The organism is Mycobacterium sp. E2462, assembly GCF_001672685.1.
GTDB lineage: Bacteria > Actinomycetota > Actinomycetes > Mycobacteriales > Mycobacteriaceae > Mycobacterium.
Genome location: NZ_LZKC01000465.1, coordinates 1 through 561, shown reverse-complemented (window position 1 = coordinate 561; position 561 = coordinate 1). Strand labels below are relative to the sequence as shown.

The window sequence follows — 561 nt, the reverse complement described above, 5'->3', positions numbered from 1 at the left end:
ACCGCCCTCGCCGAGCGCATCCACGCGATGAAGGACTTCCGGCAGAGCAACAACCCCTACATCCAGATGGTGGCCATGCGGTACGAGGCCAAGCACTGCGGCCAGGACGACATCCTGTCCGGCAACGACGACCCGGCCCTGCCGCTGGTGACCTGCTCGACCGACCGCAAGGTGGCCTACCTGCTGGCGCCGTCGATCATCAGCGGAGACCAGATCCAGGACGCCAGCGCGAGCATGAACCAGCGCGGCATCGGCTACGTCGTCGACGTGCAGTTCAAGCAGGCGGCGGCCAACACCTGGGCCGACTTCACCGCGGCGCACATCGGCACCCAGACCGCGTTCACGCTGGACTCGCAGGTCGTCAGCGCGCCGATGATCCAGGAGGCGATCCCGGGCGGCCGGACCCAGATCAGCGGGGGTGACCCGCCGTTCACCGCCGCGACCGCCAAGCAGCTGGCCAACGTCTTGAAGTACGGCTCGCTGCCGCTGTCGTTCGAGGCCTCGGAGGCCCAAACCGTCTCGGCCACACTGGGATTGACCTCGCTGCGGGCAGGTCTGATC

The 561-nt window shown here is 67.9% G+C and carries 1 pseudogene; it reads left to right on the top strand.

From position 1 onward, the window contains the following. A pseudogene (locus A5714_RS23865) lies at positions 1-561 on the top strand (protein translocase subunit SecD); the annotation flags it as partial.